Annotated in this window: 15 protein-coding genes; 9 read left to right on the top strand and 6 right to left on the bottom strand. The window is 32.2% G+C overall.

Translation table 11 applies throughout. The features are described 5' to 3' along the window. Positions 1 to 6: 6 nt before the first annotated feature. The 3 genes from HX088_RS08295 to HX088_RS08285 are packed head-to-tail and all read left to right on the top strand — an operon-like array spanning position 7 to position 5,822. Complete coding sequence (locus HX088_RS08295) at positions 7 to 1,245, top strand: efflux RND transporter periplasmic adaptor subunit (RefSeq protein ID WP_286483911.1); 1,239 nt, start codon at positions 7 to 9, stop codon at positions 1,243 to 1,245. A 12-nt stretch (positions 1,246 to 1,257) separates the two neighbouring features. Continuing rightward, positions 1,258 to 4,413 (top strand): efflux RND transporter permease subunit, encoded by a 3,156-nt coding sequence (locus HX088_RS08290; RefSeq protein ID WP_286483910.1) that lies wholly within the window; start codon positions 1,258 to 1,260, stop codon positions 4,411 to 4,413. 2 nt (positions 4,414 to 4,415) lie between these two features. Further along, entirely contained in the window at positions 4,416 to 5,822 is a 1,407-nt protein-coding gene (locus HX088_RS08285; RefSeq protein WP_286483908.1) for an efflux transporter outer membrane subunit, read from the top strand. A gap of 63 nt (positions 5,823 to 5,885) precedes the next feature. On the opposite strand, the gene HX088_RS08280 is transcribed toward HX088_RS08285, so the two are convergent. The 6 genes from HX088_RS08280 to HX088_RS08255 form a co-directional block, all read right to left on the bottom strand. Continuing rightward, a complete protein-coding gene (locus HX088_RS08280) occupies positions 5,886 to 6,239 on the bottom strand; it encodes a hypothetical protein (RefSeq protein ID WP_171622071.1) in 354 nt (117 codons plus the stop codon). Between the two features lie 21 nt (positions 6,240 to 6,260). Beyond that, a complete protein-coding gene (locus HX088_RS08275; protein ID WP_286483907.1) occupies positions 6,261 to 7,949 on the bottom strand; it encodes an RluA family pseudouridine synthase in 1,689 nt (562 codons plus the stop codon). Positions 7,950 to 8,047: 98 nt separating this feature from the next. Next, positions 8,048 to 8,875, bottom strand: a complete 828-nt coding sequence (locus HX088_RS08270; RefSeq protein WP_225539465.1) for a hypothetical protein — start codon at positions 8,873 to 8,875, stop codon at positions 8,048 to 8,050. Between the two features lie 110 nt (positions 8,876 to 8,985). Continuing rightward, the gene (locus HX088_RS08265) at positions 8,986 to 9,747 is read right to left on the bottom strand and encodes a hypothetical protein (protein WP_286483906.1); all 762 of its coding nucleotides are present in this window, start codon (positions 9,745 to 9,747) and stop codon (positions 8,986 to 8,988) included. Between the two features lie 7 nt (positions 9,748 to 9,754). Next, positions 9,755 to 10,642 (bottom strand): glycosyltransferase family 2 protein, encoded by an 888-nt coding sequence (locus HX088_RS08260; RefSeq protein WP_286483905.1) that lies wholly within the window; start codon positions 10,640 to 10,642, stop codon positions 9,755 to 9,757. Next, the gene (locus HX088_RS08255) at positions 10,602 to 11,135 is read right to left on the bottom strand and encodes a class I SAM-dependent methyltransferase (RefSeq protein WP_286483904.1); all 534 of its coding nucleotides are present in this window, start codon (positions 11,133 to 11,135) and stop codon (positions 10,602 to 10,604) included. Before HX088_RS08255 ends, HX088_RS08260 begins: the two co-directional genes overlap by 41 nt. A gap of 89 nt (positions 11,136 to 11,224) precedes the next feature. Here HX088_RS08255 and HX088_RS08250 point away from each other — a divergent pair, with 89 nt between their 5' ends. The 6 genes from HX088_RS08250 (at position 11,225) to HX088_RS08225 (ending at position 20,942) form a co-directional block, all read left to right on the top strand. Next, positions 11,225 to 11,623, top strand: a complete 399-nt coding sequence (locus HX088_RS08250; protein ID WP_284583705.1) for a hypothetical protein — start codon at positions 11,225 to 11,227, stop codon at positions 11,621 to 11,623. A gap of 60 nt (positions 11,624 to 11,683) precedes the next feature. Continuing rightward, on the top strand, positions 11,684 to 11,842 hold the full coding sequence (locus tag HX088_RS08245; RefSeq protein WP_171622077.1) for a lmo0937 family membrane protein: 159 nt from the start codon (positions 11,684 to 11,686) through the stop codon (positions 11,840 to 11,842). Between the two features lie 131 nt (positions 11,843 to 11,973). Next, positions 11,974 to 13,578: a sensor histidine kinase gene (locus HX088_RS08240; protein WP_260543183.1), complete on the top strand. Its 1,605-nt coding sequence runs from the start codon at positions 11,974 to 11,976 to the stop codon at positions 13,576 to 13,578. A gap of 100 nt (positions 13,579 to 13,678) precedes the next feature. Then, entirely contained in the window at positions 13,679 to 16,258 is a 2,580-nt protein-coding gene (locus HX088_RS08235) for a zinc-dependent metalloprotease (RefSeq protein WP_502875136.1), read from the top strand. Between the two features lie 9 nt (positions 16,259 to 16,267). Continuing rightward, the gene (locus HX088_RS08230) at positions 16,268 to 19,609 is read left to right on the top strand and encodes a SusC/RagA family TonB-linked outer membrane protein (RefSeq protein WP_286483901.1); all 3,342 of its coding nucleotides are present in this window, start codon (positions 16,268 to 16,270) and stop codon (positions 19,607 to 19,609) included. A gap of 13 nt (positions 19,610 to 19,622) precedes the next feature. After that, complete coding sequence (locus tag HX088_RS08225; protein ID WP_260543179.1) at positions 19,623 to 20,942, top strand: RagB/SusD family nutrient uptake outer membrane protein; 1,320 nt, start codon at positions 19,623 to 19,625, stop codon at positions 20,940 to 20,942. Positions 20,943 to 20,998 lie beyond the last annotated feature (56 nt).

Below are 20,998 nucleotides of genomic sequence, written 5' to 3'. Positions count from 1 at the left end.
AGTAATATGAAAAACGTTAACGTTATGATGGTTGGTGCTTTGGCTATTGCGCTAAGTTCTTGTGGTAAAAAGGACAATGCACAAGCACAAGCACAAGGTCCGACACCTTATCCAGTTGTTGATGTACCAACAAGAGTGGTGACAAGTTATGATGAATATCCAACAAATATTGAAGGAGTTGTGAATAACGAGGTCCGTGCGAAAATTCAAGGATACATTACAGAAGTTTATGTTGATGAAGGTCAATATGTACAAGCTGGACAACCTTTGTTTAGATTAGAAACAAATGTATTAACTCAGAACGCTGATGCTGCAAGATCAGGAGTTGGAGCAGCGCAAGCAAGTGTAAAGTCTGCACAAGCAAATGTAAATGCGGCTAAAGCATCTGTTAATGCTGCGCAAGTGGAAGTGGATAAATTAACTCCTCTTGTTCAGAAAAATATTATAAGTAATGTACAATTAGAAACAGCAAAAGCAAATTTAGCAAAAGCTCAGGCTAGTTATAATCAGGCTTTGGCGGCTGTAGGACAGGCTCAAGCAAGTGTTACACAAGCGCAAGCTAACTATAAAGGAGCTCAAGCAAATGTAGATTATTCTGTTGTACGTGCTCCAATAAGTGGAGTATTAGGTTCTATTAACTTCCGTCAAGGAACATTAGTAGGTCCATCAGATCCAACAGCAATTACTACAGTTTCTAACACCTCTAAAGTTTATGCTTACTTTTCGATGAATGAAAAAGAGTATTTAAATTTTATTTCTAAATCTGAAGGAGCAACTTTAAAAGAGAAATTAGATAAAATTCCTGCTGTAGATTTAGTTTTAGCTAACGGAGAAATTTATCCTGAAAAAGGTAAGATTCAAACTGTTACAGGACAAATCAATCCTACTACTGGTACGATAGATTTCCGTGTATCTTTTAACAATGAAGCTAGAATTTTAGCAAATGGTAATTCTGGGCGTATACGTGTTCCAAAAACATTTGTTGATGTTTTAGTAGTGCCAGAAGCTGCAACTTTCGAGCAACAAGGATTAACGTATGTATATAAAGTAACAAAAGATACTGCATATGCTACTCCAATTACTGTTGTAGAAAGAGCTAATAATATGGCTGTTGTAAAAGAAGGAGTGAAGAAAGGAGATAAAGTTGTTGCACAAGGGGTAGGTAAATTGAGAGATAAAACTGCAGTAAAACCAATGCCAGCAAACTTTGATACAATCGTAAATTCTACAAAAACAGTATTCTAACAGCTAAAAATTATGTTAAAAACCTTTATTGAAAGACCCGTACTTTCTACGGTTATTTCTATTATCATACTTATATTGGGTATTCTGGGGCTTACAGCGCTACCAGTTACTCAATATCCAGATATTGCACCCGCTACTGTGAAAATTTCTGCTTCATATCCTGGAGCGAATGCAAAAACAGTAATGGAGTCTGTTATTATTCCTATCGAGGAACAGGTAAATGGGGTTGAAGGAATGGATTATATTCAATCTACAGCTTCTAATAATGGATCTGCATCTATTGATGTAATTTTCAAACCTGGAGTTGATGGGGATATCGCGCAAGTAAACGTTCAAAATCGTGTTGCACGTGCTACACCTTTATTACCTTCAGAGGTAACTCGTTCTGGTGTTGTTACACAAAAGCAACAAACTTCGGGATTGATGTTTACATCTTTCTATTCAACTAATCCTAAGTATGACGAAATATACTTACAAAATTACTTGAATATTAATATTATTCCTGCGTTAAAACGTGTAAATGGTGTAGGTGATGCTGAAGTTTTTGGAGCGATGACTTATTCTATGCGTATTTGGTTAGACCCTTCTCGTATGGCAAGTTATGGCTTGATACCTTCAGATGTTTCTGCAGCATTATCTCAAGAATCTCTTGAAGCTGCTGCTGGATCTTTAGGTGAAAATTCTGGACAATCTTTCCAATATACGATTACCTATTCTGGACGTTATAAAACAGAAGATCAGTATCGTAATATCATCATTAAATCATTACCTAATGGAGAAGTTTTAAAATTAAAAGATGTTGCGAATGTAGAATTTGGTGCTCAATCTTATGCTGGACGTTCGACTATGAATGGAGATCCTTCTGCAGTTTTTGCTGTATACCAAACGCCAGGATCGAATGCCCAAGAAATTATTGTTAACTTAAGAGAAGAGTTAAAGAAAGCTGAATCTCAATTACCAGAAGGAATAAGTTATACTATTTTGATGGATACTAATACATTCTTAGATGCGTCTATCGAGAAAGTAGTTACTACGATGATCGAGGCATTTATCTTAGTATTTATCGTGGTATATATTTTCTTACAAGATTTCCGTTCTACATTAGTTCCGTTAATTGCGGTTCCTGTGTCTATTATTGGTACATTCTTCTTCCTTAATGTAGCAGGATTCTCGTTAAACTTATTAACGTTATTCGCATTAACGCTCGCCATAGGTATTGTGGTGGATGACGCGATTGTAGTGGTGGAAGCCGTTCACGCTCGTATGGAAACACACCACGAAACTCCGATGGATGCTACTAAAAATGCGATGGATGAAATTTCTGGTGCCATTGTATCGATTACATTAGTTATGTGTGCCGTATTCGTTCCAGTAACATTTATATCCGGCCCTACAGGAGTTTTCTACAAACAGTTTGGTATAACCTTAATTGTAGCGATTTTAATTTCTGCCGTAAATGCCTTGACATTATCCCCAGCATTATGTGCGTTATTCTTAAAACCACATCAAGAAGGAGAAGTAAAACGTAATTTTGTTCAACGTTTCTTCGATGCATTTAATGCAGCGTTTGATCGTATGACACATAAATACGGAAATTCATTCAAGTTTTTAGTTAAACACAAATGGATTTCTTTTATCATTATTATTGCAAGTGCTGTAGGAATTTATGGTATAGGAAAAATGATGCCAACTGGATTCGTTCCTGCTGAGGATAATGGATTCATTATTGGTAATATCGAATTACCTGCAGGTGCTTCTATGGACCGTGTGTATGAAGTTGAGAAACAATTCCAAGAAAAAATTAAAAATATTCCAGGAATTGATAAAGCGACTATTATTTCGGGTAACTCTATTATTTCAGGTGCAGGTTCTAACTACGGTATGATGTTCGTTAAATTGAAATCATTCGAAGAACGTACAACCCCAGATTTATCTATTCAAGCAATTATTGGGCAATTATTTGGTGCAGCTGCACAAATTCCTGATGCACAGATGATTTTCTTCCAACCACCAGCAATTCCAGGTTTTGGTATGTCTTCTGGTTTCGAATTAAAATTATTAGATAAAACAGGTGGAGATATTGCTGATTTTGATAAAGTTTCAAAAGAATACATTGGAGCATTAATGCAACGTCCAGAAATTCAGTATGCACAAACTTCATTCAATACGAACTTCCCTCAATATGAAATTGATGTTAATATTGAAAGAGCAAAACAATCAGGAGTTTCTGTAAGTTCAATTTTCTCAACATTACAAGGTTACATTGGAGGTTTATATGCAGCAGACTTTACACGTTTTGGTAAACAATACCGTGTGTATATTCAGTCTTCTCCAGATGATCGTATCAATGAAATGAGTTTAAATAAAATGTTTGTGAAAACATCAACAGGAGCTATGGCACCCGTATCACAATTTGTTTCATTGAAACGTGTATATGGTCCTAATTCTGTAAACCGTTACAATTTATTTACATCTGCTAACATTACAGGAGCTGTAAATCCAGGTTTCTCTACGGGAGATGCGATTTCAGCAATTAATCAAGTAACAGAACAAACATTGTCAACTTCTTATGGAACTGACTTTACAGGTTTAACACGTGAAGAGATTAATTCTGGTAATCAAACTGCAATGATTTTTGCATTATGTATTGTTTTCGTATACTTTATTTTATCTGCTCAATATGAGTCTTACGTTTTACCACTTTCAGTTTTATTATCTGTTCCATGTGGTGTGATGGGAGCTTATTTATCTCAATGGTTAGCGGGATTAGAAAATAATATTTATTTCCAAATTGCCTTAGTCATGTTGGTTGGTTTATTAGCCAAGAATGCCATTCTGATTGTAGAGTTCGCTTTACAAAGACGTGCGCATGGAATGACAATTGTACAAGCGGCAATTGATGGAGCAAAAGCTCGTTTACGTCCAATTTTAATGACATCTTTTGCCTTTATTTTAGGTTTAATGCCATTAGTATTTGCGACAGGAGTTTCTTCTGCAGGTAACCGTTCAGTTGCAACTGGTGCTGCATTCGGATTATTAATTGGTACAGTTTTAGGTATTTTCGTAATTCCTATTTTGTTTATTGTTTTCCAAACATTACAAGAAAAAATTAAGCCAATGAAATTTGATCGTCCACAAGAAGAAATTGAACATAATAATTCAATCTAATTATGAAAAAGTACAGAATTTTAAATATTACTTTAATCGCAGCTGGATTGTTTGCTGTTCAATCTTGTTTCGTAGCAAAAGACTATAACCGTCCTGAAGCTGTTGTAAATGAAGCAAACTTCAGAACAGATGTTATTGCAAAAGACAGTGCAAATGTTGCAACTGTTTCTTGGAAACAAATTTTTACAGATTCGCAATTACAAGCTTTGATTAATCAAGGTTTACAAAATAATTTAGACATACGTTCGGCTCTGCAAAATATTGCAGTAGCTGAGGCGTATGCCAAACAAGGTAAAGCGGGTTATTTACCAACTTTATCTGTTGGACCAAAATACTCTTTTACAGAAAGTTCTAAAAATACACAATTTGGTGCAATGATGACGGACAGAAGTCAAAATCAATACGAGCTTTCAGGTAATTTAAGTTGGGAAGCAGATATTTGGGGTAAAATCAGAAGTAATCAACGTGCATCTGCTGCAACTTATTTGCAAACTATAGAAGCACACAAAGCGGTTAAAACTCAAATTGTAGCATCTATTGCGAATGCTTATTATAATTTATTAGCATTAGATGAGCAAAAAAGAATTTTAGACAAAACGTTGATCAACCGCGAACAAAGTTTAGAAACAACAAAAGCTTTAAAAGAAGCTGGTAGTGTAACAGAAGTTGCTGTTAATCAAACAGAAGCTCAGTTGTATAGCGTGAAATCTATGTTGGTTGATGTTGAAAACGGAATTAAATTAAACGAAAATGTGATGAGTATTTTGTTAGGAACAAATCCTCAATCAATTAATCGTACAAATTTAGCTTCTCAACAAGTTAACCAAACTTTATCAGTTGGTGTGCCAGCGCAATTGTTAGAAAATCGTCCTGATATCAAAGCTGCAGAGTTTGGATTGATGAATGCTTTTGAGAATGTAAATATAGCAAACGCAAGTTTTTATCCTTCTTTAACTATATCAGCAACAGGTGGTGTACAAGGAATTGATATTGATAAATTATTTAATGCGCAATCATTATTTGCATCTGTTATTGGAGGCTTAACGCAACCACTTTTACAACAACGTAGATTACGTACACAAAAAGAAGTAGCTTTAGCGAATCAAGAAAATGCTTTAATTAATTATAAAAGTAAAATCTTGAACGCAAGTAAAGAGGTTTCTGATGCATTGTATACGTATGATGCGGCGACTAAGAAAGTTGAATATAAACAGAAAGAATATCAATTATATAATCAAGCAATTACCTATTCTGAAGAATTGTTAAACTACGGTATGGCAAATTATTTAGAAGTAATTACTGCAAGAGACAATGGATTGAATGCAGAGTTGAATGTAGTTGATGCGAAGTTAACGTCTTTATCATCAATGGTCGAGTTGTATCGTGCTGTTGGAGGTGGATGGCAATAAACTTATCTATCTAATCATAAAAAAACCACTTCAATCGAAGTGGTTTTTTTGTACATTATTTTTTTATTCTGTTTTTAATATCGAATCAAAAAATTCTTGTGAATCGTTATCAAAAGTTGGTTTTTGTAATAATAATTGAGAGATTTTTACAATCTTATCAAAATCTTGTTGTGTAAAGTATTCGCCAAAATGTTCGTTACAAAAATCACCTATATTTCCTAAAACAACATTTACTTCTCCTTCGCTTAACTCTCCTTTTTGTTTCCAACGTTCACGAAACAAACTTGCAGCTAAATAAGAAGAAATATCAATCAAATCATCTATTGAGATATTAGATCCATTACGCAATTTAGCCATAATCATGGTGTCCATATCACGATAAATCACTTCTCGTATTGTCAATTCTTTATTTTCCATTGTATATATTCTTTCACAAAATTAAATATTAAAATTTGGATCCACTTGGAATTTCATCACTTCTTTTGTTTTAGGATGTGTAAATTCTAATGTCTCGGCATGAAGATGCAATCGATTTGCTTTTTTTCCGTACAAATCATCCCCAATAATTGGAGCGTTTAGTCCTAAAATGTGCGAGGCATGCATGCGTAATTGATGTGTTCGTCCTGTAATTGGATAAAAATAAATCAACGTTTTGTTCGCTTTTCTTTCGATAACTTCATATTTCGTTTGTGCAGTTTTTCCATTTTCATAGCACACCATTTGACGTGGTCTATCATCCAGATCTACACGTAACGGTAAATCTAAATATCCAGAAGGATGCTCAACAATTCCATCTAAAAGTGCAATATATCGTTTCGTAACTTTACGTTTTATGAATTGTTGTTGTAAGTGTTTATGACTTTCTTTATTTAATGCTAACACCAAAATACCAGAAGTAGACATATCCAAACGATGTACAATTATCGGTCCTGTTGCATGTGGAAATTGTTGTTGAATTCTTATATAAACAGAATCTTTGATTTCTATTCCAGGAACAGAAAGAAATTCTTCAGGCTTATTAATGACAGCTATATCTTCGTCTTGGTACAAAATTTCTAATTCTTTAACAGTAGTATTTTGTTTTAATAATAAATTTTCGTTCAAATCAATTCCTGTTAACATATGTCCCAAAATAGGTTCGCATTTACCCGTGCAAGCAGGATAAAATTGACCATGTTTTCTCACTTCAGATTTAGGCGAATCTCCCCACCAAAATTCAGCCATACAAATTGGATCTAAATTATTTTGAAATGCATATTGCAATAATTTCGGTGCAGCGCATTCACCAGCCGCAGCAGGAGGTTGTTGAAAAACAGATGTAGAAAAGATATCCAATAAACTTTTTTCTTGCTTAAACTTATTCAAGAACTGATATTGGTTAAATAATTGATTTTGAAGCGAATTAGATTTTAATTTTCGTTCTTCTTTTAATGCGTTTATTTCCTCTTCAAATGTTTTAATTTGATTTGAAAATTGATTTCGTTCAAGTTCAATTTGTTCGTTTAGAACTCTAAATTCATATTTATCGCGCAAACTTTGTTTGATTAAATCATCTTCAAAAAGTTGTATTTCATCTTGAGATAAAGTTGAAGAAATATTTTCGCGTTGTTTTTTACGATCTTTTTTATTTGATTTTAAAAGTTGTTTTCCTTCATTAATTCTTGCTGTTGCATTCAATTCAAATTCATGAAAATCATTTTTCAATTGAAGAAATTTTTCATTTGATTCTAACTTTTCTAAAATTCGATTTATCTCATTTAAGCGTTCTTCTTGTTCCAAGAAAAATCCATTTTTGTTTAACATATCAAAAACTGGTGGAACGAAAAGTTTATGTTGATTGGTATTGGCTAATTTTCCTGAAACAGCAGCTATATAACCAATTTCATCTTTACTATTTCGAACAACCAAAACACCAAACATTTTACCAATTGGAGTAGAAGAGTGGTTTTTTTCTTTTTCTAAACCAAAATTATGTTCAAAATCGGTTTGGTTTTCTAAATAGTCTTGAACTTCTTGACATGCTAATTTCGCAATTTCAGTAGGTTCATAATAAAATGGATAATCAAACTTAGTGGGTAGTTCGTAAGTTGAGATTGGTTGCTTAAAATATTGAAAGTAGTTGGACATTTTATTTTTTGAAATCCTTGCAAAGGTACATGATAAGCAATAAATTTTGAAATGATATTTATAAATCATAAAAGAGCTTGATTTTCAAGCTCTTTTATTTAATCATCTATGGTATCTTTTTGAATAACTTTTGTGTTGTTAGGGACTTTTCCGTACAAAAAGTCGAGGTAAATTTTGCTGTATGAATTAAATAATTGAAGTAGTTTAAAATAATTAACATCATTCAATTCTATTTTAGATTCAGTATTTGTCAGTGCGTTATCTATGAAATCTCTGATTTTAAATTTCGGAATTTTTAAATCATTTATAAAATAATCTTCGCCAAAATAATTTTTTATTTTTGTGATTTTATCATATTTACTTTCGTAATCTATCAATGCTTTTCGTTGTTTAGCTTTTCCTGTAAACACATCGTACAAACGACCAATATCCAAACGAGTTAGTGAAATATCACCATCTAATAGACCCGCTCTTAAAGCAGAAGTATCCTTTATTGGCTTGATGTCTGGATTTACACCAAGACTTTTGTAAAGGTTTGTAACTACATCTTGTTTTTTTCCATTTTTGACATCTTTTTCAAGAATTCCAGTTAGTTTTTGACCGATAAAAGCAGTGTTTAATTGAATGGTTTGCACCGCCAAATGCACAACAATAGTGGGTTTACTAAATAGATTAGGTTTTAAAATAATCAATCGATTTTCATACCAATCAGATTGTATTTTCAAGGTGTCATTTACTTGTGCTTGAATAAGGAAAGTGCCTGTGAAATTCGAAATCGTAGTATGGTTTGTACGCAGATTTGTCACATAAATTCCTTCGGCAGTATCATCAGAATCATCGATAATAATATTTCCTTGTATCCACTTTTCTTGTGCAAAAATGAACTGTGAAAACAATAAAATTAGAATGGTAAATAGTGATTTCAATTGTTTAGTATTATTACGTTTAATTATTTGCACGAATATAAGTCTAAAAAAATATAGCGATTAACGTGTTAACATTTATTGGCGAAACTTTAATATGGTATTGTGAATAATTAGTTTTTAGATTGATTTAATTCAGTCAAATATTCTTTTGCATAAGATTCTAAATCAATCATAACTGTTCCGAATTGTCTGCTCAAAACTTTGTCTTGAAGTGGATAACGTGCGTTAACATAATATAAAAATTCTTCAATTTTGTAAGAAGGTATATTCAATTGATTGGTGTAAAATTCAGTTGGGTAATAGTTTTTAACCTCTTGAATAAGAGATAGTTTTGTTTCGTAATTACGAACACGACGTTGTTCGCGGTAAAAACCATTCATATGACCAATTAATCGAACAGGATTTAAAACATCCATCGGTTTGAATTTTGCAATATCTCTTTTAGGTTCTAAATCTCTTAATCGTTGATCAAGCCCCATTTTATCATACATATCTGTTTTATTGTCTTTGTGATATTTAGGTTGCAAAGGTCCTTTACCGATAGTTGCACCTGATAATTCGATAATTTCAATATCCAAATGAGCTTGTAAAAATCCTTTGTCGTAGATATTTTGATTCACAACGATTTTTCTTGGAACTAAAAAATCAGCTTCAAACAAAATCGTATCACCCACATTTGCTTGTATTGAATAATAACCTGAAGAACTTGTATAAGTTTTACTTTCAGATGTTATATTTTCGACACGAGCTCCAGAAATAGGAGAGATATATTCGTTACCTTCATCAACCACGACCGAACCAGTAATCAGTTTGCTTTGTGCAAAATTGATCAAAGGCAAAGTGATAAGAAGATATGTAAACCAATAGCGCATTTTAGTTTTAACCTTTTATTTTTTGTTTCATTTTAGACCAACGATAATTTCGAATAAATTTTTCTTGTTCACGATTGACCATTTTTTTTGTTCCATTAGATTTTGCTTCAAAAAAACCTTTCATATAATAGAGAATATACGATGGTTTCTTTTTACGCAACGCCAATTTTGTGCCAGCAATTGTGGTAATCCAAAAACCATAACCTAAAGCATAATAAGCTGCTCCTTGTTTGTAAAGTGCTGATTTATTATAACTTGCACCAGTATGTTTTAGATGTTTTATATGTAATGATTCGTCTGTCACAACTTTCCAACCATAATATTTACACAATAACTCATCTACAGTGTCCCAACCCATATGGGCACGTAAACCTCCAATTTTTTCATAACATTTTTTTCGATAAGCTTTAAATGCACCGCGAATATGGTCCTTATCGGTTAGATTTTCTAAAACCCATTCTCCATTTATTTCGATGTACGCAAAACCACCTGCCATAGCAACTTCTTCATCTTGATTGAAATGGTGTAAAATTGTTTCGAAATAATGATTTGGAATATCTAAATCTGCATCCAATTTAACAATAATATCGTAATTCGGATCAATTTGTTCATAACCTTTTAGAAATGCTTGAATGACTTTACTGCCTGGTTGATGTTCTCCTTTCGAAAGAATATTTCTTAACTTTATAAAAGGATACTTGGCTGTAAATTCTTCTACAATTTGTTGTGTTTTATCGGTTGAATGATCATTCACAACAATTACTTCATACGGTAAAATTGTTTGATTAACGATAGATTGTAATGTTATTGCAATAAAATCTTCTTCGTTATGTGCAGGTATAACAATTGAGTAGTTAGAAAGTAAAGTCTTTTTTTCGTTCTGCGTAAATAGCATAATATCTTGGTGTAATTCTTCTTAATAAGGGTCTAATTCCCAGTTTATTTGATGGATGTGTCCATTTGTGACGATGAATAACTGTCCATCCAGCTTTTTCCATTAATATATCAAATTGCCAATCTTCAAATTCATGGTAATGTACATCTCTTGGGTCATTTTGACTACGATAAGCAGATGAAAACCATAAACGCATTGGGATAGATGCTAATAGTTTATCACCAGGTAAGTTTCTTAAAACTTCCATCGGATTAACTAAATGCTCTAAAATTTCTAAAGCTGTGACAAAGTTAGCATCATAATTTTGCAAATCTTTATAATAATAATCTAAATCATCACCATTTGTATTTTTTACATCAAAACCATTTTCAAGCATTACTTCAGAAAAAGGATTTTTAATTCCTAAATCTAAGATTTTGTCAGTAGGTGCAGCAAACTGTTTCAGTAAAGCTAATGTCTCGTTATATCTTTTTTGCGGATAAACCTTATACATTGTGTTAGTTGTTTTCGGATGATAAATGTAATCATCTATTTTAATATTGTTCGTTTCTATTTTAAAATATTTTATTGCAAATTTGCCAAATGAAAACGATCGGATATTATCGATTACGAAATAAAAACAAAATAGAAGGTTATGCGAAAGAAATGAATGGAGTAACCTATTTTAAGGGATACAATGAATTTACTTGGCATGAAACATCTTTACCCTTTGATACAATTGATATCGGAATAGATGTGTTGGATAAACGGAATCGACGATTATTTACAAATGATATTGTGTTGTATAAAGTTTCTTGTAAACCTTTTTTACGTTCGGGTTTTGTTGCATACGAACCCAATAAAAGAGAGTTTGGAATTATAGATCAACAGAGTTTTCACTTTACCCCATTTTATATTGATAATTTATGCCTATTCGACAAGGATAAATTAGAAGTAATTTCACATTTGTTTACAAAAAAAGAAGTTAGTAAAGGTTTGTAAATGGTTTTTGGAACGTTTTTAGATAGTTAAAAGATAAAAACCATCTAAAAATCACAAATTATGGGAAATCTTGTTTATACAATTGCTATCATCCTACTTATTCTTTGGGCAATTGGTTATTTCGGATTTGGAGAAGCAGTAGGAAGTTTTATCCATATTCTATTGGTATTAGCCGTTATTGCAATCTTGTATCGATTGATAACAGGTCGAAAACCTTAAATTTTCTCCCGCAAGGGAGAAAATTTACTATATATTATGTTGTCAATTAGTTGATAATTATATTTTTATGATATTTATTCTCTTATTTTTTTGATAAACTAACTTCGCTTAATTTTACAAAAAAAATAGGTTTGTCTTACCCTTCCCAAGTTCAATTATCCAATAAATCAATTTATGTTATAGCATTAATTGTAAGTGTTATAGCCGTAATAGCGCTAGTTATATTAAGTTTTTTAATCAACAATGAAAGTCAAAAAAGTAATGACGATTTTGTAATTAAAGGATTTCATCGGAAATATGAAGCGATTGAATTCGAGTTTAAGAATATCGAAGAATACCAAGAGGTATTAAAAAGGGTGGTTCAAAAAACAAATGATTCAAATGTTGCAGATCATTTTTCTGTTCTGAATGAATTAAACTCGAATCGAAAATTAATTCGTTACGATTGGTTTGTAAATACTGCAGCAAAAGACGAAAAATTAATAAATTATCAACATCTTTCGAAAATTCTTAATCAACCAGATCTTGATACATATGAATTAATCGATCATTCTAAAAATCAATTTATAGATAATTTTTTGATTGATTATAAAGATACTTTGTATTGGGTAAATTATGATTCACTTCAATTGCAAAATGGTGCAAATATGTATTATGGAACTACAATTAATTTGTATGATTTATATAACTTCTTTACCAATGTCGATGTTACTTCTTCTAATTATATGTATGTTTTTAACAAAGATGGAATTTGTTTGACGCATCCAAATGAAGCTTTTATTGGGAAAAATATTTTTGAATTTACAGATATTCTTCCAATAGATACAATAACAAGTACATTAGATACTGATTTTCCACAAGATAAATATACTCTTAATGATGCAACATCTGAGTTTATAAAGAATACTACAATTAAGCGATTTATAAAACCTTTGCACACCAAGAATTTTGATGGATATATTGTTGTGAATCATCTTAAATACATAATTGATGAGAAAGTCGAGAAAACTAAATTTTATATCAGTTTTATATTTTTAGGAACTGTTTTTTTAATTGTAATTATCTTTCTGTTGTTCAATAAAATAACGTCAAAGGCTTATCGTGAAAAAGCGGCTGTTATTGAAGAAAAAAATAGGTTGTTAATCGAAAACGAAAAGATTAAAAATATCAATACCTTTACGCAATTACAACAATTAAAGAATCAGATCAACCCTCATTTTCTCTTTAATTCACTGAACTCACTTTATATGTTAATCGGAATTAACAAAGAGAATGCAAAGAAATTCACGATGAATCTTTCTAAAATCTACCGTTATTTAATCGTTCCGCCAAAGGAAAATATTGTAGCAGTAAAGAAAGAATTAGATTTTATTGCGCAGTATATGGATTTACATAAAAGTAGATTTTCGGAAGAATTGATTTTCGATTTGCAACTTGAAGATGCAAAAAGTTTAGAGAAAAATATTCCGTATTTGGCCTTACAAATTGCTGTAGAGAATGCAATAAAACACAATATTGCGACAATAGATCAGCCTTTGACCATAACTATTTTAGTGAAATCAGATTTAATACTTGTTAAAAATACTTTTCAGAAAAAATCAAAAGTTTTAGAGAATGAAAAGTTTGGATTAAATTATTTACAAAAAATCTATCATTTTTATCAAGTTGATAATTTTTCGACTAAAGTAGAAAACAATGAATTTATTTGTTTTTTACCTTATATCACACCAAAATAACCACTCACTCCAAAAAAACAACCACTCACTCCAAAAAACTATTATGATCAAAAAACTGCGATTAAGTTTATGCCATAATTAATGATAATTTAACGTTTGAATGAGTCAGAATAAGGAAAGAAAGAATTATAAATTAGCGCTATATCTAAGTTTGGCAATGTCTTCAGCTGTTGTTTACGGACAAAAAAAAGAGTATACAAAAACGGATAAAGAAAAAATAGAGAAAAAGGATTCGACTATAACGAAAGTTAAAAAAATCGATGAATTAATAAAGAAAGGAACCTATAAGAAAGGATTATTCAATACGATTCAAGTTAAGACTGACATCTATTTTGAAATTCCAGATAGTTTATTTGGTCGTCAATTTTTAGTCGTCAATAAATTGTCTCAAGTTCCGATGGAAGTAAACGAAGCGGGCTTGAACAAAGGAATGAATTATGAAAATAAGGTAATTTCTTTTTATCATGATAAAGTAGCAAAAAAAGTCTGGGTAAAAACGTTAGTTCCACAAGTTTCTTCTCCTAAAAATGATGCCATTACAGCTTCTGTAAAAGATAATTTTTCAGAATCTATTATAGAGGTTTTTGATATTGAAGCTCAAAATAACGACTCGACAGCAGTAGCGATTAAAGTGAACAAAATTTTTGATGGAAATCAAAAAAGTTTTAACGACGTATTATCAAACGTAGGTTTAGGAGGTTCGGTTAAAGCAAATCTATCATATGTAGAAAATGTAAAAACGTTTCCAGAAAACATTGTAGTTAAGTCTCAGTTAACAACAAGCGTAAATGAAGGAGGGGTAGATTTAGCCGTTACCTTAGGTGTGACGAGTAATATTGTTTTGCTTTCAACAACTCCCATGCAACCCAGGTTAGCTGATAATCGTGTAGGCTATTTCACAGAAAAACACTGGTTTTTTAATGATGCTCAACACAAAATGGAAGATCAACGCTTTATTACAAAATGGCGTTTGGAACCAAAAGATGAGGACAGAGAAAAGTACTTGAAAGGCGAATTAGTTGAACCTAAGAAACCCATCATTTATTACATCGATCCATCAACACCAAAACAATGGCGCCAAAAAATTATTGCAGGTGTACACGATTGGCAAGTTGCTTTTGAGCAAGCAGGTTTCAAAAATGCAATTATTGCAAAAGAACCTACTGCAGATGACAAAGATTTTGATATTGATGATGTTCGTTATTCAGTAATTACGTATGCAGCTTCACCAAAATCAAATGCAATGGGACCTTCAGTGGTTGATCCGCGTAGTGGAGAAATTTTAGAGGCTGATATTATTTGGTGGCACAATGTAATGACTTCTTTGCATGATTGGATGCGTATTCAAACTGGTCCAATTGATCCAAAAGCAAGAGGAAATAAATTTAGTGACGAACACATGGGAGAAGCAATTCGTTTTGTGTCTTCTCATGAAGTAGGGCATACATTTGGTCTGAAACATAATATGGGTTCTTCATTTTCTTATCCAGTAGAGTCTTTACGATCGAAAGAGTTTACAGATAAAATGGGTGGAACTGCACCATCTATTATGGATTATGCGCGTTATAATTATGTAGCACAACCAGAAGACGGCGTTACTGCGATTACACCAAAAATTGGATTGTATGATAAATACGCAATCGAATGGGGATATCGTTGGTTCCCAAATCAAGAAACTGAAAAAGTAGCTCTTCGTAAAATGATTGAAAAACATGAAGACGATCCCATGTATTTTTATGGTGAACAACAAAGCTATTTAAGTACTATAGATCCACGTTCTCAGTCAGAAGATTTAGGTAATGATGCTGTTTTGGCAAGTGAATATGGTATGAAAAATCTAAAACGTGTTTCAGAAAATATTTTGAAATGGACGTATGAAGATGGAAAAAGTTATATCAATACAGGAAAATTATATTACCAAACTATCGGACAATGGGATTTATATTCAAATCATGTTTTAGCAAATGTTGGTGGAATTTATCTGAACAATACTTATTTCGGAATTGATAAAAAAGCATACGAGCCTGTTTCAGCAGCTATGCAACGTAAAGCGGTGAATTATCTAAACGAAAACGTGATTAACTTACCAAAGTGGTTATTCTTCAATGATATTTTAGAGAAAACATATGCCATCAAAAATTCGCCAATGGGACCTTACGAGCAAACGCCGTATACATTAGCAAGAGAAATGCAATATGGATTGATTTATAATTTATTTACAGATGATCGTTTATTGCGTATGTTAGAAAATGAATTGAATCACCAAGAACTAAAATCAAACGAAAAAATATATACCGTTGAAAACTTATTTGATCAAGTAAGAAGTGCAGCTTTTGATAAAAAATCAAGCTTAACGATTCTTGAAAGAATGACTCAAAAAAATTATGTTGATGCATTGATTGTTTCAACAAACAAATTATTTGAGAAAACAACTGTAGTAGGACTTACAATTGACCAAAACCTACAAGTACCAACTATCTGTAATTATTTAGACGAAGAAAAAATGGCACGTAATATCAACTATTCTTCTATGAAAAGAGTGTCGGAAGTGACGACTTATAAAAGAGCAGAATTACAACGCGTGTTAGCTTTGTTAAACAAGAAAAAGAATAATGGAGATGCGTCTACAAAAGCGCATTATGCTGATTTAATCATCCGTATTAAAGAGGCTTTAAAGTAAGATATAGACATGAAAAAGACACTCATTCTTTTGCCACTTTTTGCGGCAAGTATTGCATTTTCTCAAGAAAAGAGAGTGATTACAGGTTCGGTTCAAGACGAAAAATCGTTGGTTGGAATCGCTGGTGCGTCTGTTAAAATTGAAGCGCAATCAATTTCAACTAAAACAGATCAAAAAGGAATTATAGAAAGTGTAACAGTTGGGACTGTTACAGATGAAGAAGGTTTCTTTTCATTAGAAGTTCCTGCAAATACTAAATCTGTTTTAATTAGTTATTTAGGTTATGATTCTAAATTAATTGAACTTTCAACAGATTTAACGACGTATCATGTTAGTTTAAAATTAACTTCTGGTGAATTTATTTCTGAGAATAATGACCTGAAAGAAGTTGTCGTAACAGGGTACCAAAAAATCGAAAAACGTAAGTTAACATCAGCTATATCAACTGTAAAAATGGATGATATACAACAAGCTGGTGTAGCAAGTGTTGATCAATTATTAAGTGGACAAATAGCTGGTGTAGCAGTAGCTACAGAAACTGGTTCACCTGGATCTCCAAGTAAAATTAGAATTCGTGGAACAGCTTCTCTTTCAGGTCCTCAAGATCCGTTATGGGTGATTGATGGTTTGCCATTAGAAGGAAATGATGTGCCAAATTTTAGTGATAAAGATAATATTGATCAATTACAAAACTTTTCTATCGCTGGATTAAATCCAAACGATATCGAAGATATTACCATTCTTAAAGATGCTGCTGCAACAGCTATTTACGGTGCAAGAGCTGCAAATGGAGTTATTTCGATTACTACAAAACGCGGGAAAAAAGGTGCTATGACGGTTAATTTCTCTGCGAATACATTTGTAACTGCTCGTCCAGATTTTGATCGTTTAAATTTATTAAATGCATCTCAAAAAGTTGATCTAGAATTAATGCTTGCTGGTCGAGACGATTTAACGTATCGAACAGACAAAGGTGAAGTGATGCGTATTTTACAAAAGAATGGTCAACTTGGTGCTTTACGCAATGGTGGTTTTAGTTCTTTAGATCTTACGACTCAAAATCAGATTAATTCTTTACGAAATAACACAACAGATTGGGGGAAATTATTGTATCGCAATGCAATTAATACACAATATGGTTTAAGCATTTCTGGAGGAAATGATCGTTCTGATTATTACTTTTCATTAGGTTATTACGATGAGCAAGGAACAACGATCGGAACAGGTTTTGAGCGTTACAATCTTACCTTAAAAAATAATTATAAACTAAACGATAAACTAGATGTAGGGATATCTATTTTTGCGACATCAAGTGATAAAGAATCTTTTGTAACTGATGCAGATGCATCGATAAATCCGATTAATTATTCGCGTAATGCGAATCCATATTTATCTCCATTTAATGCAGATGGTTCGTATCGTTATGACAACGATATTGATGGATTTGAAGATCGTTCGGTACCATTTAACTTTATCGAAGAGAGGGAGAATACAAATTATACGTTAAGAAATCGTTCGATTAAAGGGATTATAGATCTTAATTATCAATTAGCAAAAGGTTTAAAATTAACATCTCAATTCGGAATTCAGTACGATAGTAACAAAACAGAAAAATACGCCGAACAAGAAACTTATTTTACACGTAAAATGAAAGAAGGAACGCGTTATTATAAATCTGGTGAGTATTTATATTTTTTACCTGATGGAGGAGTTAAACAAAATTGGGATAACGAATTTTTTCAATATAACTGGAAACTTCAAGGTACATATAATACCACAATTAACAATCGTCATGAAATAGACTTGATGGCTGGTACTGAAATTCGTCACACTCAAAATGACACGACTTTAACACGTGCTTTTGGGTACAACAAAACGACGAAAAGTGGAACGCCAATTGTTTTCCCAAATTCAAGTTTTGCGGCTGAAAAACGTTACGAAACGTACAGAGAAATGCCGACTGAAGAAAATGCATATGTTTCAGCATTTGCAACCGCTTCGTACACTTTAGACCGAAAATATACACTTTTTGGAAGTGTTCGTTATGATGGTACGAATTTATTTGGTGTGAACAAAAAATACAAATATTTACCAATTTGGGCAGTTTCTGCTTCTTGGTTAATTTCAAAAGAATCGTTTATGGAGAATATAGATTTTATTTCGAATCTACGTTTACGTGCTTCTTACGGTTTACAAGGGAATATCGATCGTAATACGTCGCCGTTTTTTATTGGTGATTATAACGATGCAACAATTTTACCAGGTGAAAAAGAAGATATTATCAATGCGATTAATTTACCAAATGATTTGTTACGTTGGGAAAAAACAACCAATACAAATGTTGGGTTAGATTTAGGTCTTTTCAAAAATCGTATCAACCTTGCTGTTGATGTTTACAACCGTAAAGGAACAGATATGATTAGTATGCGCGAAACGCCTTTAGAAACAGGTTTTGAGTACACAATGGTGAATTGGGGAGAGTTAACAAACAAAGGTTTTGAAATTGCTTTAACAACACGTAATATTGATAAACAAAACTTCAAATGGTCGACAACGATTAATTTTGCCCATAATAAAAGTAAAGTTCTGAAGGAACAACAACGCGAAAATAGTTTACTTCCATCGCGTGAAGGTTTACCTGTAAATGCAATTTTTGCTTTAAAAACAGCTGGATTTGACGAATATGGAAATCCAATGTTCTGGAAAGGTGATGAAAAAGTTTCAGCAAAAGATTTCTTTGCTTTATACGATTTATATGCAGACTTTTTACCAGGAGAAATTGTTGATTCAAAATTAACAAGCGAAGAAAAACGTAATTTGTTTACATACATCGGAGATCGCGATCCTAAATTTACTGGAGGGATTATCAATAATTTCAAAATTCACAATTTTGATTTGACAGTTTCAGCCGCTTTCAATTTAAAACAAACGGTGATGAGATCACCTTCTTATCGTGGAATGGAATTGGATCCAGGTCGTAATTATACGCAAGATATTTTCGAGGCAGGTTCTACACTTCCAGGAATTACAAGTCCTATTATGGGCGATAATGATGCTTGGATGGCGAACAAATGGTTTGCAGGAAACAATGCAAACGCCTATAATTTATTAGACATTTGGGCAAAAGAAATTAGTTATTTAAGAATTAGTAGTATACGTGTTGGTTATACTTTACCAAAGAAATACGCTGAAGTTGTAGGTTTCAAAAATGCTCGTTTTAGCTTAGAAGGTCGTAATTTATTTGTATTTAGTAATGGTTACAAAGGTTATTTCGATCCAGAAACTTACGGAAATATTTATGCACAACCAATTGCAAAATCTGTAACTGTAGGTGTTAATGTTTCGTTCTAAATTTTAAAATCAAATGAAAAAAATATTTTTATTATTAAGCATAGTTGCAGTTAGCTTTACAGCAGTTAGTTGCGATAACTATTTGGATATCGAACCAGATGGGAAAGTAATTCCAAAAACGGTAGAAGATTATCGTATGGTGTTAACGAATGCCTACTCAAAATATCCTACGCATAAATCGTTGACAGCTTTGCGTACGGATGAGGTTACATTGAACGAATATTCAAATGACTTTATTTCGTATCGTGAGATTGCGCAATGGAAGGATACAAATCCAGATCAAATTTCAATCCAGTTCCCTTGGGTTAGCTTTTATACAGTGATTTTTTATGCCAATCAAATCATTAATGAAGGACCAAAAACAATGGAAGATTCAGCTGAAAAAGATCAATTACTAGCAGAAGCTTATGCGTTACGTGCTTACGCTTATTTTGATTTGGTTAATTTATACGGTAAACCTTATAATGCAGCTACAGCATCTACAGATAAAGGCGTTCCTTTAAATTTGAAAGTTGATTTAGAAGCAACGCTTAAGCCGTCATCTGTTCAAGAAGTTTACAATCACATTCAGTCTGATTTAGCCCAAGCAACTAAGTTGATGAAAATGGATTCGCAATTAGCAGGATTAAATTATAGATTTTCGAATGCAGCTTTAAATGCTTTAGAAGCAAGAATCGCTTTGTATAAAAATGAATGGCAAAAAGCAATTGATTTTTCTGATGCAACACTAAAAATGAAAGGTGAGTTAGTTGATTTGAACACAACAAAACAAGTTCCTAATCATTATACATCTGTCGAATCTATTTTGGCTTTAGATAATACTTTACACAATGCTGTTCAGTATATGTCGTATGCATCGCCAGAATTATTAAGTAGTTATGATACAGAAAATGATTTACGCTTCTCGCTATATTTTGAGAAAAATGGTTCAAAATATAAAATTATCAAAGGAGGAAATTTAGAATTTAAAACATCTTTTCGTGTAGCTGAATTATATTTTATCAAAGCTGAATCATTTTTGAAATTAAATAATTTAGATCAAGCAAAAGCAACATTGTTTTCAGTTTTACAAAATCGTTATACCTCAACTGGTTTTGCAAAATTACAAACCGAGATTTCGACAATGAATTCTACAGAATTGATGAAGTTTATTTTAGATGAACGATTCAGAGAATTTGCCTTAGAAGGTCAACGTTGGTACGATTTACGTCGTGCAGATCAAAAACAAATTATACATCATATTTCGGATAAAGAATATATTCTACAGCAAAATGATGTTCGTTATACAATAGAAATTCCACAGGCAGCTAAGCTCAATAATCCTCATTTATAACATTTTTAAAACCGTCTTTATTCTAATTTAGACGGTTTTTTTATACTTTTGCATTC

The organism is Empedobacter sp. 225-1 (assembly GCF_030328185.1).
GTDB classification, from domain to species: Bacteria; Bacteroidota; Bacteroidia; order Flavobacteriales; family Weeksellaceae; genus Empedobacter; species Empedobacter stercoris.
Note: the sequence above shows the minus strand (reverse complement) of the source record. Positions and strands in the feature narration are given on the sequence as shown.

Coding starts and splice junctions, on each gene's coding strand:
- HX088_RS08230 (WP_286483901.1), top strand. CDS start 16,268: ATGAAAAAGACACTCATTCTTTTGCCACTTTTTGCGGCAAGTATTGCA.
- HX088_RS08250 (WP_284583705.1), top strand. CDS start 11,225: ATGAAAACGATCGGATATTATCGATTACGAAATAAAAACAAAATAGAA.
- HX088_RS08235 (WP_502875136.1), top strand. CDS start 13,679: ATGAGTCAGAATAAGGAAAGAAAGAATTATAAATTAGCGCTATATCTA.
- HX088_RS08245 (WP_171622077.1), top strand. CDS start 11,684: ATGGGAAATCTTGTTTATACAATTGCTATCATCCTACTTATTCTTTGG.
- HX088_RS08255 (WP_286483904.1), bottom strand. CDS start 11,135: ATGTATAAGGTTTATCCGCAAAAAAGATATAACGAGACATTAGCTTTA.
- HX088_RS08285 (WP_286483908.1), top strand. CDS start 4,416: ATGAAAAAGTACAGAATTTTAAATATTACTTTAATCGCAGCTGGATTG.
- HX088_RS08260 (WP_286483905.1), bottom strand. CDS start 10,642: ATGCTATTTACGCAGAACGAAAAAAAGACTTTACTTTCTAACTACTCA.
- HX088_RS08280 (WP_171622071.1), bottom strand. CDS start 6,239: ATGGAAAATAAAGAATTGACAATACGAGAAGTGATTTATCGTGATATG.
- HX088_RS08265 (WP_286483906.1), bottom strand. CDS start 9,747: ATGCGCTATTGGTTTACATATCTTCTTATCACTTTGCCTTTGATCAAT.
- HX088_RS08225 (WP_260543179.1), top strand. CDS start 19,623: ATGAAAAAAATATTTTTATTATTAAGCATAGTTGCAGTTAGCTTTACA.
- HX088_RS08275 (WP_286483907.1), bottom strand. CDS start 7,949: ATGTCCAACTACTTTCAATATTTTAAGCAACCAATCTCAACTTACGAA.
- HX088_RS08295 (WP_286483911.1), top strand. CDS start 7: ATGAAAAACGTTAACGTTATGATGGTTGGTGCTTTGGCTATTGCGCTA.
- HX088_RS08290 (WP_286483910.1), top strand. CDS start 1,258: ATGTTAAAAACCTTTATTGAAAGACCCGTACTTTCTACGGTTATTTCT.